This is a genomic window from Mesorhizobium sp. (assembly GCF_004963255.1).
GTDB lineage: Bacteria > Pseudomonadota > Alphaproteobacteria > Rhizobiales > Rhizobiaceae > Mesorhizobium.
Map to the genome: position 1 here is coordinate 153,938 of NZ_SUGA01000001.1, position 15,234 is coordinate 169,171.

Annotated in this window: 10 protein-coding genes and 1 tRNA gene; 6 read left to right on the plus strand and 5 right to left on the minus strand. The window is 64.1% G+C overall.

The annotated features are described in order from the left end of the window. Positions 1-6: 6 nt before the first annotated feature. Entirely contained in the window at positions 7-2,913 is a 2,907-nt protein-coding gene (locus tag E5X34_RS00685) for a trifunctional glycosyltransferase/class I SAM-dependent methyltransferase/polysaccharide deacetylase (protein ID WP_292559728.1), read from the minus strand. A 391-nt stretch (positions 2,914-3,304) separates the two neighbouring features. Here E5X34_RS00685 and E5X34_RS00690 point away from each other — a divergent pair, with 391 nt between their 5' ends. Next, a complete protein-coding gene (locus E5X34_RS00690; protein WP_292559731.1) occupies positions 3,305-6,607 on the plus strand; it encodes an adenylate/guanylate cyclase domain-containing protein in 3,303 nt (1,100 codons plus the stop codon). Between the two features lie 19 nt (positions 6,608-6,626). Next, a complete protein-coding gene (locus E5X34_RS00695; protein WP_292559734.1) occupies positions 6,627-7,307 on the plus strand; it encodes a redoxin domain-containing protein in 681 nt (226 codons plus the stop codon). Positions 7,308-7,473: 166 nt separating this feature from the next. On the opposite strand, the gene E5X34_RS00700 is transcribed toward E5X34_RS00695, so the two are convergent. Next, a tRNA-Thr gene (locus E5X34_RS00700) sits at positions 7,474-7,549 on the minus strand. Positions 7,550-7,882: 333 nt separating this feature from the next. Here E5X34_RS00700 and E5X34_RS00705 point away from each other — a divergent pair. Continuing rightward, positions 7,883-9,079: a hypothetical protein gene (locus E5X34_RS00705; RefSeq protein WP_292559736.1), complete on the plus strand. Its 1,197-nt coding sequence runs from the start codon at positions 7,883-7,885 to the stop codon at positions 9,077-9,079. A gap of 163 nt (positions 9,080-9,242) precedes the next feature. Here the strand turns inward: E5X34_RS00705 and E5X34_RS00710 are convergent, their stop codons facing one another. Next, positions 9,243-10,841 (minus strand): cisplatin damage response ATP-dependent DNA ligase, encoded by a 1,599-nt coding sequence (locus E5X34_RS00710; protein ID WP_292559738.1) that lies wholly within the window; start codon positions 10,839-10,841, stop codon positions 9,243-9,245. A 244-nt stretch (positions 10,842-11,085) separates the two neighbouring features. Further along, positions 11,086-12,096 carry a ligase-associated DNA damage response exonuclease gene (locus E5X34_RS00715; RefSeq protein ID WP_292560734.1) on the minus strand — a complete coding sequence of 337 codons (1,011 nt, stop codon included), beginning with the start codon at positions 12,094-12,096 and terminating at the stop codon, positions 11,086-11,088. A gap of 160 nt (positions 12,097-12,256) precedes the next feature. On the opposite strand from E5X34_RS00715, the gene E5X34_RS00720 reads away from it, so the two are divergent. The 3 genes from E5X34_RS00720 to E5X34_RS00730 all read left to right on the plus strand — a co-directional run bounded on the left by E5X34_RS00720 (position 12,257) and on the right by E5X34_RS00730 (position 14,268). Continuing rightward, a complete protein-coding gene (locus tag E5X34_RS00720) occupies positions 12,257-13,201 on the plus strand; it encodes a methyltransferase domain-containing protein (RefSeq protein WP_292559741.1) in 945 nt (314 codons plus the stop codon). 74 nt (positions 13,202-13,275) lie between these two features. Further along, entirely contained in the window at positions 13,276-13,665 is a 390-nt protein-coding gene (locus E5X34_RS00725; protein ID WP_292559744.1) for a hypothetical protein, read from the plus strand. A 75-nt stretch (positions 13,666-13,740) separates the two neighbouring features. Further along, the gene (locus tag E5X34_RS00730; RefSeq protein WP_292559746.1) at positions 13,741-14,268 is read left to right on the plus strand and encodes an AAA family ATPase; all 528 of its coding nucleotides are present in this window, start codon (positions 13,741-13,743) and stop codon (positions 14,266-14,268) included. Positions 14,269-14,280: 12 nt separating this feature from the next. Here the strand turns inward: E5X34_RS00730 and E5X34_RS00735 are convergent, their stop codons facing one another. Beyond that, positions 14,281-15,222, minus strand: a complete 942-nt coding sequence (locus tag E5X34_RS00735) for a glyoxylate/hydroxypyruvate reductase A (protein ID WP_292559749.1) — start codon at positions 15,220-15,222, stop codon at positions 14,281-14,283. Between the last annotated feature and the right edge of the window lie 12 nt (positions 15,223-15,234).

Below are 15,234 nucleotides of genomic sequence, written 5' to 3' on the forward strand. Positions count from 1 at the left end.
TACCGTTCACTTGAGCGCCGCCTCGAGAATGGCGACAAAGTCATCGAGCGAGCGATCCCCACGGATCTCAATGCGCGGAAGGTCGATGGGATCGCAATCGAGGTCCGCCGGCCCGTGTCTGCCGCCGAAGCCGATCCGATAGCCGCATTCCTTGGCCAGCCGGCCAAGCCGTCGGTCGGTGACGGAGTAGGGTGCCGCGAACGCCGTGGTTGGCCGACCGGTCCATCGTTCTATGAACATACGCGAGCGCAGGAGCTCGCCGGCCAGGTCGGAGGTAGACAGACCATCGATCGCGCGATGCGTCGCCAGATGGCTTCCGAAGAACGCACCTTCGCCCGCGAGGCGTCGCACCGTCCCGGCGTCCATAAGTGGGGTCGGCGGACCGCTGGCTGCGTCCCATAGTGCGCTTTCACCCACGAAGTCCGTCACCAGGAACACTTCCGCGGTCAGGTCGTTAGCGCGCAAGATCGGCCAGGCATGGTCGGCAAAGTTCTGAAAGCCGTCATCGAAGGTGATGAGCACCGGGCGGCCAACGAAAGGCTGGCGGTCGGCGATGAACCGTTCAAGCTGTTCGGAATTAATCGCGTGGAAGCCATTGGCGCGCAGCCATGCCATCTGGCTGGCGAATGCGGCGGGCGTGCACCGAAAACGGGCGAGGGCGGCGGGACCATCGTCGGCGACGCTGTGATACATGAGGACAGGGATGCGCTGCCGCCGCTCGCTGCGTGCGACGTCGCGGCGCAAGGCCCGCGCCCCGCCCCAGACGACATTTCGCGCGACTCCTATTCCGACGGGCGCGCGGATTGGCGCATGTTCGATCACCGGTTCCGTCGCCACGTCGCCTGGCGACAGACGGCGGAAACGGTCTATGCGATAGAGCTCGGTCTCGATCGATTGCTCGAGGACGAGGCCTTCGGCCGCTGCCAACGTCTCTGAGATCGCTTGCGCGCCGAATGTGTTCCAGTCGAAGCCTGTCCTTTCAGGATTGTCACGCAGCACGAATGCGTGTGCGCTGATGAAACTGCCGCCAGGCGCCAGCGCCTCAGCGAATTTTTTGGCGATGCGCCGCAACTCGGCGAGATCATCCAGATAGTAGAGTACTTCCGAACAGAAGATCAGATCCATCTCGCCCGGTAGCGCGTCCGCAGAGAAATCCAGTACGCCGAACTCGACATTCGGCTGATCGCTACATCGCGCGCGCGCCCGCCCGATGGCTACGGCAGAGATGTCAGTTGCGGTCAAATGGCCCACTCGCGGCGCCAGCTGCCGCGTGAAGTGGCCCTCCGCGCAAGCCAGCTCAAGCGCCCGTTCGATGCGACCAGCAGGCAGAATTTCGAGCTGCCGCTGATATTTTTCCTGCTCATAGGGCGACCCGTAGTTCCAGGGATCCTCATTCGCGAAATGGCGGTTCCAGAATGACGTGCGATCATTGTCGTGGTCATCCGCGGCCGGTTTCCGGCGCGGCGCCGCAAGAGGCTCTGCAGGTTCGGCGCTCGACCGAACCAGTTCCTGCGCCTCCGCGGTCAGTCGCGCGAGTTTGCCGAAATGGCTGTCCCGATCGGATCGGCTTTCCGCCGTGGACGACAATGCTTCGGCTGCAAATGCATCGGCACCGGCGCCCTTCTGCGGTGCAAGCTGCTGAGGGGGCACGAGATTCAGGATCAATTCGATCCAATGACGTCTTGTCACTTCCCCGAGCACGCCGAACTGCGCGCGAGCCTCGATCCTGCCATCGAGCATCAAATAGGCATAGATCTGATCGATTCCTTCCGGAAGTTCGGTCGAGGTCGGATTTCGAGCGTCGACGCGAATTCCGAGTGTCCGCCCCAGTCTGCGCGGCGCGGCAAGGTCGTCGCCGTCGAGTAGCATTTGCTCAAGGTGGTACTGGATGCGGCGACCCCGTCCGGGGTCGCCGCAGAGCTTGCCGAGTTCGATGGTCAACTCGGTGAGGGCTCTGCCGAACCTGTCCCACTTGGCTGCCAATTGCGCCGGCACCGACAGGCTTCCCTCCATAAGGCCATCAAGGGCCACTTTGGCGATCTCACGCATCCACTTGCGTGCTACCGGGAGCGCGCGCAGGGACTGTGGGTGGATCGGGCGCGAGCCGCGGCCGCAATCCGACGCGGCGTTCCACAACGCGAACCATGCGAGGGCTTCGGAAGCTGTGCCGCCGTTGGCCTCAATCGCCCCATTGGCGTGAGCCGATGCCGGGTGTTTGACCCTGGGATCAGGAGAAAAGCCGCGGGCGATAACGATTTCCGCATCTGCCACCATCTGCGTCGAATTGCGGGAGAGCGCGTTGGGGCTGATCTGATAGAAAGCGAGCGGCTCGTCGACCATCACCCAATTTTTGCCGAGACGTGCGAGGCGCTGCCACAGATCCCAGTCCTCACAGGTGCGCAGCGACGCATCGAAACCGCCCAACTTGACGATAGTCTCCCGGTCGACCAGCACCGCGTGCGTGCGGATGGGACACTGGCGGGCGAATGTTTCGAAGGGCTGGACTGCGACCTCCGGCGAGATGCTCGACGGGGTGAATTCGCCATCGGGCATCACGCGCCGGGAACCGCAATAGGCGGCCACCGCATCGGGAGCGGTTTTCAGTGCGGCCAGCATTTTGGCGAGGAAGCTGGCATCCACCCAATCGTCGGCATCCAGAAACATCAGCCACTGGCCGCGCGCTGTCGAAATCCCGCTATTGCGCGCGCCTGCGGCGCTATACGCGCAGGACCCCAACGTCCGAAACCGGGCATCGCGCTCTACATAAGCGGCGATGATCGTGGGGGTGCGGTCCGTGGAGGCGTCGTCGACGATGATCGCTTCCCAATCCGCTATTTCCTGATCGAGAAGGCAATCGAGTGCGCGTGCCAGGGTTGCCTGCGCGTTGTGCGCGGGAACGACAATGGAAATCAAGGGGTTATGCGCCACGCGGTCTTACCCGCGCCTGGTTCGAGCGTATAACAAGGGTCGCGAAACATAGGCGGCGGCAGCATTGTCCTGAATCATCGAGCTTTCGTTCTTTTCGGCGAGGGTCGGCACTGTCTAAAACGGGAATAACGGCATCGGATGGCAGCACCGCTCTGTCAAGATCGAGGTGAATTGGAGGCAGGCAATAGAAACTTGAAGACAGGCTTGGATGGCAAGCGCTCATGCCGACCGCCCAGAGCCGCAATCATACGCCGGGGCGAGACAAATTGCGCAACCGCTTGCTGGTCGGCCGCGATCGGTCCATCCTTGTGAGCACCCTGGCCGTGAAGCGCGTAGCGAGATCACGCCGTCACGGCCGCAAGTGAGGTCTTGTTCCATGGACTGCTTGGGCTGCGGTTTCGAGGTTGAGCGCGGTTTCGCCTTCTGTCCGAAGTGTGGCAAGCGCCAGCCCGTGCCATGCGCCGGTTGCGGCTACCTTTGCGCACCTGATTTCGAGTTCTGTCCGAAATGCGGGGCAGCCGTCGGTGCGTCCGCAAAGGCCGTCGAGCGTCCCGCTCCGACACCAAGCCGGACCATTGTGCCGCCTTCTCGAACTCCGTCGCTGCTTGCTAACGTCGATAGCGAAAATGGGCTGTACCCCGTCGCTGACGCCGATCGCCGAACGGTAACGGTCCTGTTCGCGGATCTTTGCGGCTTCACGACGCTCAGCGAGCAGCTCGACCCAGAGGTCATGCAAGCGTTGCAGAACGACTTGTTCAAGGAATTGACGGCGGCCGTGCGAAACTTTGGTGGTTTCGTCGACAAATTCATCGGCGACGCGCTGCTCGCTTTATTCGGTGCGCCGGTCGCACATGAAGACGATCCGGAGCGTGCGCTTCGCGCCGCTCTCGACATGATCGCCCGGACGGCGCGGCTCGGCGAAAGCACCTCCCACTCCGGCTCGCCTCTGTTACTCCACATCGGCATAAACACTGGTCCGGTCGTTACTGGAGGATTGGGCATCGGCACCGCCAAATCCTATTCGGTGACCGGCGACACGGTGAATACGGCGCAACGCCTGCAATCGCTGGCCGCACCGGGTGAGGTGCTGGTCGGCGAGCTCACCCACAGGCTGACCCGCCATGCGTTCTCGTATGAGTCGCTGGGCGATGTCGCGCTTCGCGGCAAGGCTGGCAGCGTGCTCGTCCATCGACTGGATGCACCGCTTGCGACGCCGCGTGCAGCGCGTGGGCTCGAGGTGCTCGGCCTGAGCGCGCCGATAATAGGCCGCGGTGCGGAGCTCAATAGAATGCTGGCCAGCCTTGACCAGGCGTGCGGCGGCTCGGCCCAGCTTGTCCGCCTTGTCGGAGAAGCCGGTATCGGGAAATCGCGGCTGGTGAAGGAGTTCGTCGCCCGCGTCGGCGACGAGGATCGTTTTCGCAACGTCGCCGTGCGGCAGGCGACGTGCTCACCGCTGGGTGAACAATCATTTGGCGCCTTGGGCGCGGTGGTGCGCAGCGCCGCCGGGATGATGCAAAACGACAATGGGCAGGAAATGCGGGGCAAGCTTGCAGGCTTGCTCGCCGATCTTGGCCTGCAGGGCGAGGAGGCGCAGCGGCTGATGCCTCTGCTTTACATTGTGCTTGGCCTTGGCGACCCCGATGCCACCCTGCAGCATGTCGAGCCCGAGCAGTTGCGTCGGCAAATTCTCTACGCGGTCCGCACAATCATCGAACGGCGGCTTGCTTTATCGCCGCTGTTGATTGTCGTCGAAGACCTGCACTGGGCTGACGCCGCGTCGCTCGAGGCACTGCGTTTCGTGATGGACAGGTTGGAACGCACGCGGTTGATGTTGCTGGTCACGCATCGTCCGGCGCCGGACAGCGACCAGCTCAACTCAAGTCGGGTCAGCCACACAGCGCTCAGGCTATCGCCGCTCAACAGTGATGATGAGGGACACAGCCTGCTGGCGGCGCTTTTCGGCGACAACTGGGTAAGCTCCACAGGCAGCCTTGTCGACCAGATCCTCGAGCGTGCGGGCGGCAATCCGCTTTTTATAGAGGAGATCGTGCGGGGCCTTATCGATCGCGGTGTCCTGGTGCGCGAGGGCCAGCGATGGCGGACTGTGGCAGGCGAAATCGCAACCGGCATTCCCGCCACTATCCAGGCAATGTTGCTTGCCCGCGTCGACCGGCTGCCCCAGGAGGTGCGCCGGTTGGCGCAGGAAGCGGCGGTAATCGGCCCGCGCTTCGATGCGGCACTTCTGAAAGCCGTGACAGCCGACCCCGGCCGCCTGGAAGCCGGCTCCGAACTGCTTTGCGATGCGGAAATCATCGAGGAGGTTGCCGGATCAGGCTCGGTTTCATCGCAAAGCTACCGCTTTACGCAAACATTGCTGCAGGACGTGATCTACCAGAACCTTCTCCTGCAACGCCGGACCGACATCCACGGGCGGGTCGGTGCTGCCCTGGAGAAACTATGCGGCGACAAGCCGGAACGGCTCGAGGATTTGACCGCGCTCGGTCATCATTTCGCACAGAGCGCCGAGCGGGAGAGGGGCGCGCACTACCTGCAGGCGGCGGGCGATCGCGCCCGCACGATATACGCCAACGACGACGCCCTTCGTTTCTACGAGCGAGCACTGATTGCGTTGGGCGAGACAGGGCAAACACCGCTCAAACTGGCAATCGCAGAGCGCATTGCCGACTTGAGCGGCCCGTTAGGCCGTCGCGACGTCGCGCACCAACACTACGAAACGGTGCTGCAGGCATATCGCGCGTCGGCCGATCGCGTCGGTTCGGCGCGCGTTTTGCGCAAGATCGGTCGGCTGCTCTGGGACGTCGGCAAGCGGGACAACGCGCAATCGCGCTACGCCGAAGCGGCAGCGCTGCTCGATGGCGCCGATGCCCCGATTGAGCAGGCGCATCTCTGGCAAGAACGTGGCCGACAGGCGTTCCGTAGCGGAGAGAACGCTCTCGCGGCAAAATGGGCGGACGCGGCGCTGGATTGCGTACGCACGCTGACAACCGAGCATGTCTCAGAGATTGGGCGTGATGCCACTCTTGTGACTGCCGAGGCGCTCAATACCAAGGCTGTCGCGTTGGCACGCCTTGGACGAGACCGCGAAGCCGTTGGCCAGGTCGAGCGTAGCATCGAATTGGCCGAAGCCGCCGGTCTACTGGGTACGGCTTGCCGCGGCTACACCAATCTCGGCGTGCTTTACACGACCATCGACCCGGCAAAGGCGATGGAGGTCTGTCGGCGCGGTCTTGACGTGGCGCGCCGTATTGGTGATTTGGGATACCAGGCGCGCCTCCTCACCAATCTGGCGGTCGCCTGTTGTACCTTCACGGATCGCTGTCCGACGGAGGGCGTGCCTGCTGCCGAGAAGGCCATCGAGATCGACCGGGCGCTCGACCAGCGCGAGCACCTGTCTGTGCCGTTGATCGTGCTTGGGCAGATCCACCAGTGCAACGGCCGTCCGGAACTCGCGATTGGCTTATTCCACGAAGCGCTGGACGTAGCTCGCGAAACGGGCGAACCGCAACTGCTGTTTCCGTGCTATGATGGTCTCGCAACGCTCAATCTCGACCTCGACAATCTGGCCGAGGCCGAACGCTACTTTTCCTTGGCGCAGGGTATATGCGCCCAGCACGGGCTCGACCCGGAAGGGCTTGTGGTGCTGCCTTTTCTCGACTAGCCGGGGTGGGAGGTTGGAAATGTCAGCGCGCATTGACTTGATACCGCTTCAACCGGGCGACCGTGCGCCGAACGTGGTGCTCGACGCCATCACCCAGGACGGCAAGATTGCGCTTGACGACTTTCGCGGACAAAAACCGGTCTTGGTCGGCCTGTTTCGAGGTCTGCATTGCGCGTTCTGCCGACGCCATATCGCCGCCCAGGCGCGGCTCGATCCGGAGCTGCGCAAAAAGGGCGTGGGAAGCCTGACGGTGGTCAACACGCCGATCGAGCGGGCGCGACTCTATTTCCGTTACCACCCGATGCCGAATCTGCTTGCGGCCTCCGACCCAGAACGCGCTTCGCATCGTGCCTTTGGACTGCCCAATCTCGAATTCACCCAAGACGAGACGAACTGGCCGTACAAGGTCTCGATGGCAGCGGCAAAGGATATGCGGGTCGACATACCAGGCGAGTTGCCCGGTCCCATGGATCCTTTTGCGGCCAGCGAATTCCTCGACAAGAGGGACCACTACGAAGTGACCGAAGCCGACGAGCAGATGATGGCGACGGGACACGGACAACTGATCGGCCAGTTCCTACTGGACCGGCAGGGGATCGTCCGCTGGAGCTTCACGGAAGTTCCGGAGGGTGGGCGATACATGTTCGCGGCGCCGAGCCCGCGGGAACTGATGTCAGCCGTGTCCCAAGTCGCCCAATAGACTTGCGAACGGGGTAAACACGACACCGAACAAAAAGCGGCAATGCTTTCTGTCGTCTTTGGGCGCAGTTGAAGGCAGCGCCCGCCGTCGCTGCAGATGCTGGGAGAGAACTACGGCCACCACTCGGACAAATCGAGCGAGGCGATCGGCTAAGTGCTTGAATTTTTGGTGCCGCTTGCGTGACTCGAACACGCGACCCCATCATTACGAATGATGTGCTCTACCAACTGAGCTAAAGCGGCCCGGGAAGCGTCAGGCTTCCAGAATGGGCTGCGTGATAGACTCAACTGCTCGCTAATTCAAGATGGGCAGCGGCGAATTCCGGCCTCTTTGCCGGCAATTCCCATCTACGGTTACCGCGCAACGGCAGCGGCCGCAGCCCGCGGTGGCGTCCAAGCCGGCTGCTCCACGGCTCCATCGCCCGGAGTGCTCGCGACGAAAAATGTTGATTCTCCAGCAAAAAACGCCGAAATGGCGTTGGATACGCCGGCAAGGCAGCCGCTCGCCAGTTGATCGATTGGCCGCCTGCGGCTAACGATCAGGGAACTGTGAGCGAACGCGCAGAGGGAGCTCGCTTGGACCCCATCGAGAAAGCTATCCGCAATGCCTTCGAGAAAGGCAATGCCGAGGACCGGGCGTTCCGAGAGAAGGTCTATCGATCGGCTTTTGCCGCGCTGGACCGCGTCCTGCAGGCCAATCCGAACATCACGGTCGAGGCCGCAATCGGCCGCCGCAAGGCGGTGCAGGCCAAGATCACCGAGATCGAATCAGAGTTCCTGCCGGCCGTCCCCGATGTGACGTTGCCGCCGGAAAATGTCGTGCCGGCCGGCAATGGCGCGCCGGCGCCCCGCGTCGAGGCCCCGGCCGTTTCGGCCGCGCCGTCGGTTGACGCGCCGCTGCCGCCGTCGCAATCGGCACGCTCACCCTCGATCACCGTCGACGGGCCGGTGCAGCCAGATGCCTCGGACCAGCCGCGTTCGCGCGTGCTGCCGCGCGTGCCCGACATCATGCCGGACGAGACGGCGCTGCCCGATGCGCCGTCGCTCGACGATTCGCCGGGTGCCCCCGTCGGCAACGGCGCCGAGGTCACGCCCGATCGTGACGAGCGGCGGGTAAGGGGCCGGCGCCTGCCGCTGACCGCGATCTTCGTCGTCGCGACATTGCTCGCCGCTGCCGGCATCGGTCTCTACTTCGCCAAGCAGACCGGCGTCTTCAAGACGGCGGCCGAGCTCGACACCGGCCCGCCGGAACCGACGCCGACCCTTGACAGCGAGGACTCCTCGCAGCCGGGCGACACCGGCTCGCCTCAGAAGCCGGGCGAGGCGGACCAGTCGAAGAACTGGATCAACGTCTTCTCGCCCGCAGATCCGACCCATGTCAGCACGCCGTCCGACGCCGGCGCCGACGTGATGAAGGACGACACCGGCCAGTTCCTGCGCATCCGCTCCGGCGCTTCCGGTTCGGCCATTGCCTTCGATGTCGGCCAGGGCGTGCTGGAGAAGCTTGTCGGCAAGCACGCCATGTTCGACGTCGTCGCCCGCTCGGAAGAGGGCAAGGAGACGCAGATATCGGTCGACTGCAATTTCGGCGATCTCGGCGATTGCGGCCGCAAGCGCTACGCCGTCGGCCACGAACGCAACGAATATCTGTTCGACGTGCAGTTCCCGGACAAGCATCCAGGCGCCGCCGGCACCATCGCCATCAACTCCGACATCGACCAGAAGGGCAAATCGGTCGATATCTACGAGATACGTGTTTCGATCGCGCAGTGATTGTGTAGCAGTCGACGCTGGCGCACCACCCCACCCGCGCCTTAGGCGCGACCTCCCATCAAGGGGAGGTAGAAAGTCGCGCCACCCCTACCTCCTCTCGATGGGGAGGTCGGCCCGAAGCGCCAGGCGGGGTGACAGCGCCGACGTCGAATCTTGCGAGCTGTCAGTCCAGCAACGCCTGCAGCGTCTCGATGCTGTCGGCTTCCGCCGGCGGCTTGTCCCAGCGCAGCCGCGAGATGCGGGGAAAGCGCATCGCGACACCCGATTTATGCCGGGTCGAGCGGTTGAGTCCTTCGAATGCCACCTCCAGCACCAGGCCGTTCCTGCGGTCGGCGCGCACCGAGCGCACTGGGCCGAAACGCTCGATCGTGTTGTCGCGCACATATTTGTCGATCTCTCTCAGCTCCTCGTCGGTGAAGCCGAAATAGGCCTTGCCGACCGGCACCAGCTCTTCCGAGCCCGCGGGGCCGGACCACACACCGAACGTGTAGTCCGAATAGAAGCTGGAACGCTTGCCGTGGCCACGCTGCGCATACATCAGCACCGCGTCGATGGTGTGCGGATCGCGCTTCCATTTGAACCACGGGCCCTTCGGCCGGCCGGCAAGGTAGGGCGAATCCCAGCGCTTCAGCATCACCCCTTCGATGATCGGATGCGGCGGCGTCTGGCGCAGCCGTTCCAGCGTCTCCCAGTCGGGGAACTCGACCAGCGGCGAGAGATCGAAGCGGCTGGGATCGAGCGTCTTGACGAAGGCCTCGAGACGCTTGCGGCGCTCCGCGAAAGGCAGTGAGCGCAAATCCTCGCCGTCGATCTGCAGCGCGTCGTAGCAGCGCATGAAGGCCGGATAGCGCTGCTGGATCTTTGGTGAGACGCTCTTGCGGTTGAGCCGCTGCTGCAGGTCGGAGAAGGTTCCGGTCGCCTCGCGAGGGTCGCCGACCAAAAGCTCGCCGTCGAGCGCCGCTTCGAAATTCATCGCCGCGGCAAGATCTGGAAAGGCGCCGGACACGTCGTCGCCGGTACGCGAATAGAGCCGGCGCACGCCGCCCTCGCACACCGCCTGCACACGGATGCCGTCCCACTTCCACTCCGCCGCATAAGCGCCGTGGTCGAGCTTTTCGAGGTCGCCGTCGTCGACGGCGTTGGAGAGCATCACGGGTCGGAACAGCGCAAGCGCCGCGCTCCTCGGCTTGTCCGCCCGGCCTTCCAGCCAGGCGAACAGCTCGGCGTAGGGCGGCGTCAGCCCGTGCCAGAGCTCCTCGATCTCGCTGACATCGACCTTGCCAAGATCGGCCAGCGCCTGTTTGGCGAGCCGCGCCGACACACCGATGCGCAACCCCCCGGTCACCAGCTTGATGATGGCGAAGCGCGCCGAGATGCTGGCGTCGTCGAGCAGCCGCGCCAGCACCTTCGGCCCGTCGGAGCGGCTTGCCGCCTGCAGTCTGCCGACCACCTCGGCAAGCGTCGGCATGTGATTGGGGATGTGTCCTTGCGGCTGCGGCCAAACCAGCGACACGGTCTCGGCGAGATCGCCGACATAGTCGTAGGAATAGCCGAACAGCACAGGATCCATGCGCTCCACCACCAGCGCGCGCAGCATCGCCGGCTTCACCGCCGCGATGTTGAGATCGCCCGTGATCGCCGCCAGCGCCAGCCCGCGATCGGGGTCCTCGACGCTGTGGAAATAATCTCTGAGCAGCGTCAGCTTGCCGTTGCGCGACGGCGTCAGCACGAGACGGTCGAGGAGCTCGGCGAAGCGGTTCATGGGAGCGGGCGCCACGCAAATAGGCGAAGTTTGCGTTCCTTCGCGCCCCCCTCTGTCCTGCCGGACATCTCCCCCACAAGGGGGGAGATTGGCAGTTTCAGCGCCGGCGCATCTCTCGCGACTTTGGCGATTGGCGAAACCCGGCGCGACATCTGATCTCCCCCCAAGTGGGGGAGATGGCCGGCAGGCCAGAGAGGGGCGCCGTAGAGCGCGACGGCAGCGATTGGCGATACCACTTCGGCCATCAATCGCCCTCGTCCTCATAGCCCACGAGATGCAACGGCCTTGCCGCGATGCCCTCCAGCTCGCACCAGCGCACCAGCGCCTCTTCGCGGCCATGCGTGACCCAGATTTCCGCAGCACCCGTTTCCTTGATGGTGATGATCAGCTCGTCCCAGTCGGCGTGGTCGGAAATGATCAGCGGCAGCTCGACGCCGCCTTGCTTGGCGCGCTGGCGTATGCGCATCCAGCCCGAGGCGAAGCAGGAGATCGGGTCGGGAAAACGCCGCGCCCAGCGATCGGCGAAGGCCGAGGGCGGGCTGACGACGATCGCGCCGGCGAAATCGGCCTTGGCGCCGCTTTCGACCGTCGCCGGCTCAAGCTGGCCGAGATCGATCCCCTGGCTCTGATAATATTCGCTGAGCCTGGCCAGCGCACCGTGGATATAGATCGGCTTGTCGTAGCCGGCGTCGCGCAACAGCCGCATCACACGCTGCGCCTTGCCGAGCGCATAGGCGCCGATCAGGTGCGAGCGTTCGGGAAACTGCGCCGCCGATTTCAGCACGCGCGCGATCTCCTCATGGTCCGGCGGATGCCGGAACACCGGCAGGCCGAAGGTCGCCTCGGTGATGAAGACATCGCACCGGATCGGCTCGAACGGCAGGCAGGTGGCGTCCTTCTGGCGCTTGTAGTCCCCGGAAGCGACGATGCGCATGCCCCGGTGCTCGACGCAGATTTGCGCCGAGCCCAGCACATGCCCGGCCGGGTGGAAGGTGACGGCGACGCCGTTCATGTCGAGTGTTTCGCCAAGCGTTGCGGCCTGCGTCGTTCCGGCGAAATCCTCGCCATAGCGCAGTCCCATGATGTCGAGCGTCTGACGCGTGGCGAGCACCGAGCGGTGGCCGGAGCGCGCATGGTCCGAATGGCCATGCGTGATCAGCGCCCGCTCGACGGGCCGCACCGGATCGATGAAGAAGTCGCCGGGCGGGCAATAGAGGCCTTCCGGCCGGGGTTTGAGCAGGTCGCTGGCGCGCATGGTCTTGAACATAGTGGCTAAATTCAGCGCGGGAAGCCCGTTGCAAGAGACTGCTGACTCATCTTAGACCGGAGCATGATCCCGAAAACCGGCACCCACTTTTCGGGATCATGCTCTGGAGCCAGCCGCCAGCTCCGCATCACGGTGGGATTCTTCAGGAATGAAACCGCTCCAGGCCTCGTCGGGCGATTTGACTGCCGACCGTCGCGCCGATTTCGCCGAAATGCTGCTCGCCTCGGGCGAGCCGGCGCAGGCGGCGGAGCTTCTGCTCGGCGCGCTGGAGCTGGCGCCGCGATGGGCCGCCGGCTGGTTTCGCCTGGGCGAGATGCAGGAGGCGGCCGGCCTGCTCGACCAGGCCGGGCAAGCCTGGGCCATGGCGCTGAAGCTGGACCCCGCGGATCGCCTCGGCGCCGCGCTCAAGCTTCAACTGATCGGCAAGGCGCCCGCCGCCCCGGCGCCTCCCAGCGCCTTTGTCGAGACCTTGTTCGATCACTACGCCGACAGTTTCGAGGAGTCGCTTGTCGGGAAGCTCGGCTATCGTCTGCCGGACTTCCTCGGCCAGGCCATCCGCAAGGCAAGGCCCGGCCGGTTCCGGCTGGCCATCGACCTCGGCTGTGGCACCGGCCTGATGGGCGAAAGGCTGCGCCCGTTCGTCGACCGGCTGGAGGGCTACGACATCTCGGCCGCCATGCTCAAGAAAGCGAAGGCCAAGGGCATCTACGACCTGCTGGCCAAGGCCGATCTACAGCATTTCTGCCACACCGGCGATAGGGCCGACCTCGTGGTCGCGGCCGACGTGTTCATCTATCTCGGCGCCCTCGAACGCATGGTCGGCGCGGTCGCGGACATACTTGCCCCGAATGGCCTGTTCGCCTTCTCGCTCGAGACGCTCGCCGGCGGCGATGATTTCGCCCTGCGGCCGTCGCGGCGTTACGCCCATTCCGAGGCCTATGCGCGGCGCGTGCTCTCGGCCAACGGGCTTGCGGTCCTGTCTCTGGAACGCGTGGTTATCCGGCACGACCGGCATGATCCCGTCGAGGGCCTGGCCATTATGGCCGGCTTTCCCGCCGCATCTGCCGGGGTGAGCAATCCGGCACTCTCATGAGCCCGGCCTTGCTGCGAAAAAGCCTGAATGGCATGGTCGGGGTGGCGCGGGGCAGACATCACGAGGAGAAATCCATGCGCTGGACCATGGCTGCGTTGGCGTCTTGCCTAATGATTGCCGGCCTGATGATTGCCGGCTGTGTCGGCGGCACTTCGATGGCTGAGCGCCAGGACGAGGACGTCCAATCCTCACTGCAATATGACGATGTGCCTTGCGATCAATTGCTGGCGCAGCGCAATCAACTGGCGCAGCAGAACAATCTGCCGATCACGGCCAAGCCGAGCTTCTCCAATCCGGCGATGGGCTTTGGCCCGTTCACGCCGGATATGCGCTCCAAGGCGCAGCGCGTCAGCAACAAGGCGAGCGGTGAGATCGACGCCATGAACCGCTCGATCGAGCGCCGCGACTGCGGCAAGCCGAAGAAGAAAGAGACGTTCGGATTGCCCGGCTCGCAGCCTTCCTGAGCGTTCGATATCCGCATTCCGCTTGGGCGCTCTGCTGCATCGACGAGCGTTTGATCGCGCTTGAAAGACCAACCGATGAACCTCTCAGACCTCGGCGACCGCATTTGCATCCTGGGACCGTCCAACAGCGGCAAGTCCACCCTCGCCAACGCGATCGCGCGCAAGCGCGGCCTGGAAGCTGTTCACCTCGATCAGCTCTTTAATCTGCCCAATACGGATTGGCAGCAGCGACCAAGGGACGAATTCATCGCCCTGCACGATGCGGCCATCGCCGGTGAGCGCTGGGTGATGGACGGCAACTACTCGATTTGCATGCCGCAGCGTTTCCGGCGCGCGACCGGCTTGATCCTGCTGGACGTCTCCACGCCCATGAGCTTGCTGCGTTATTTCCGGCGATCCCTGTTCGAGACCGGCAGGCACGGCGCGCTAGAAGGCGGCCGCGACAGCATCAAATGGGACATGATCCGCCATATCGCCGTCACCACGCCGCGAAATCGCAAGCGATACAGTGCGATGCTGGATGCGCTCGACCTGCCGAAGCTGCAACTCACCTCCGTCAAAGCGATCAAGCAATGCTTCCACGACTGGGGTTTGACCAAATAACGGGACCGGCAATCAGTACCCGGCCTCGCGGTCGACCAGGTTTTCGAGCTTTTCGCCGCGCTCGAACGCATCCATCTGCCGCAGCATGGCTGGCACCAGATGGGCCGGGTCCGAGGTCGCCGCCGCGTGCGGCGTGATAAAGACCTTCGGATGGCTCCACAGCGGGCTTGTCTTGGGCAGCGGCTCGACCTCGAACACATCGAGGCTTGCTTCCTTCAGCGTGCCGTCATCCAGCGCGCGTACGATGTCGGCGTCCTTCTGCAGGCGTCCACGACCGGCATTGATCAGCACGGCGCCGCCAAGCCCGTTGCGCCGGCGCAGTTCCTTCAGCAGGCCGTGGTTGATGATCTCCTGCGTTTGCGGCGTCAGCGGCAACAGTACGACAAGGATATCGGTGGCGTTGAGGAACGGGATCAGCCCGGCTTCGCCGGCATAGGTCGAAACACCTTTCATAGGCCGCTCTGTGCGCGACCAGCCGTTCACGGCGAAGCCGAGCGACATAAGCACCGATGCCGCCGCGCGGCCGAGATGGCCGAGGCCCATGATGCCGACGGAAATGTCGGCGGCCGGGCGCTGCGGCGGCTCGTGCCAGATCTTCTTCGGCTGCTGTGCCCGGTAGAGCATGCCGTGCCGATGGTGATCGAGCACCCGCCAGACGACATATTCGGTCATGTATTGGGTGAGATTGTCGGCGACGACCCTGACGATCGGCACGTCGGGCAGGCCGGGATCGGCAAAGATATGGTCGACCCCGGCGCCGACCGAGAAGATGGCTCGCAGGTTGGGCAGCCCGGAGAGCAGGTTCGGCTTGTGCTTCCACACCACCGCGTAGGCGATCGAGGGATCGTTGGCGCCGGACGGCTCCAGCACCACCTCGCGCTCGGCCGCCAGCAGTTGATGCCAGCGCTGCGGATGAAACGCCGTGACGGCAAGCAGGATTTTGCCTTTTTCCATTTGCGGATTCAG

Excerpts from the sequence above, each read along its gene's own strand:
- E5X34_RS00690 (WP_292559731.1), top strand. The coding sequence starts at position 3,305 with ATGGACTGCTTGGGCTGCGGTTTCGAGGTTGAGCGCGGTTTCGCCTTC.
- E5X34_RS00695 (WP_292559734.1), top strand. The coding sequence starts at position 6,627 with ATGTCAGCGCGCATTGACTTGATACCGCTTCAACCGGGCGACCGTGCG.
- E5X34_RS00710 (WP_292559738.1), bottom strand. The coding sequence starts at position 10,841 with ATGAACCGCTTCGCCGAGCTCCTCGACCGTCTCGTGCTGACGCCGTCG.
- E5X34_RS00715 (WP_292560734.1), bottom strand. The coding sequence starts at position 12,096 with ATGCGCGCCAGCGACCTGCTCAAACCCCGGCCGGAAGGCCTCTATTGC.
- E5X34_RS00720 (WP_292559741.1), top strand. The coding sequence starts at position 12,257 with ATGAAACCGCTCCAGGCCTCGTCGGGCGATTTGACTGCCGACCGTCGC.
- E5X34_RS00725 (WP_292559744.1), top strand. The coding sequence starts at position 13,276 with ATGCGCTGGACCATGGCTGCGTTGGCGTCTTGCCTAATGATTGCCGGC.
- E5X34_RS00730 (WP_292559746.1), top strand. The coding sequence starts at position 13,741 with ATGAACCTCTCAGACCTCGGCGACCGCATTTGCATCCTGGGACCGTCC.
- E5X34_RS00735 (WP_292559749.1), bottom strand. The coding sequence starts at position 15,222 with ATGGAAAAAGGCAAAATCCTGCTTGCCGTCACGGCGTTTCATCCGCAG.